The sequence below is a fragment of the Streptomyces sp. NPDC046887 genome (genome assembly GCF_040644755.1).
GTDB lineage: Bacteria > Actinomycetota > Actinomycetes > Streptomycetales > Streptomycetaceae > Streptomyces > Streptomyces lichenis.
The window spans coordinates 1-1,435 of the sequence record NZ_JBEYXH010000077.1 but is presented as its reverse complement, the minus strand read 5'-3'; the positions used below and the strand labels follow the sequence as shown (position 1 = coordinate 1,435).

General features: G+C 55.7%; 1 rRNA gene. It reads right to left on the bottom strand.

Annotation, left to right across the window (positions count from 1 at the left end):
- Nucleotides 1-40: 40 nt before the first annotated feature.
- A 23S ribosomal RNA gene (locus tag ABZ945_RS32900) occupies nucleotides 41-1,435 on the bottom strand; the annotation flags it as partial.

Below are 1,435 nucleotides of genomic sequence, written 5' to 3'. Positions count from 1 at the left end.
GTTCGTTACTTCAGAACTAACACAGTGGACGCGAGCAACTGAGGACAAGCCCTCGGCCTATTAGTACCGGTCAACTCCACCCATTACTGGGCTTCCATATCCGGCCTATCAACCCAGTCGTCTACTGGGAGCCTTACCCCATCAAGTGGGTGGGAATACTCATCTCGAAGCAGGCTTCCCGCTTAGATGCTTTCAGCGGTTATCCCTCCCGAACGTAGCCAACCAGCCATGCCCTTGGCAGGACAACTGGCACACCAGAGGTTCGTCCGTCCCGGTCCTCTCGTACTAGGGACAGCCCTTCTCAATATTCCTACGCGCACAGCGGATAGGGACCGAACTGTCTCACGACGTTCTAAACCCAGCTCGCGTACCGCTTTAATGGGCGAACAGCCCAACCCTTGGGACCGACTCCAGCCCCAGGATGCGACGAGCCGACATCGAGGTGCCAAACCATCCCGTCGATATGGACTCTTGGGGAAGATCAGCCTGTTATCCCCGGGGTACCTTTTATCCGTTGAGCGACGGCGCTTCCACAAGCCACCGCCGGATCACTAGTCCCGACTTTCGTCCCTGCTCGACCCGTCGGTCTCACAGTCAAGCTCCCTTGTGCACTTACACTCAACACCTGATTGCCAACCAGGCTGAGGGAACCTTTGGGCGCCTCCGTTACCCTTTAGGAGGCAACCGCCCCAGTTAAACTACCCATCAGACACTGTCCCTGATCCGGATCACGGACCCAGGTTAGACATCCAGCACGACCAGAGTGGTATTTCAACGACGACTCCACCATGACTGGCGTCACAGCTTCACAGTCTCCCACCTATCCTACACAAGCCGAACCGAACACCAATATCAAACTGTAGTAAAGGTCCCGGGGTCTTTCCGTCCTGCTGCGCGAAACGAGCATCTTTACTCGTAGTGCAATTTCACCGGGCCTATGGTTGAGACAGTCGAGAAGTCGTTACGCCATTCGTGCAGGTCGGAACTTACCCGACAAGGAATTTCGCTACCTTAGGATGGTTATAGTTACCACCGCCGTTTACTGGCGCTTAAGTTCTCAGCTTCGCCCCACCGAAATGGAGCTAACCGGTCCCCTTAACGTTCCAGCACCGGGCAGGCGTCAGTCCGTATACATCGCCTTACGGCTTCGCACGGACCTGTGTTTTTAGTAAACAGTCGCTTCTCGCTGGTCTCTGCGGCCACCCCCAGCTCACCGAGTAAATCGGATCACCAGAAATGGCCCCCCTTCTCCCGAAGTTACGGGGGCATTTTGCCGAGTTCCTTAACCATAGTTCACCCGAACGCCTCGGTATTCTCTACCTGACCACCTGAGTCGGTTTAGGGTACGGGCCGCCATGAAACTCGCTAGAGGCTTTTCTCGACAGCATAGGATCATCCACTTCACCACAATCGGCTCGGCATCAGGTCTCAGCCT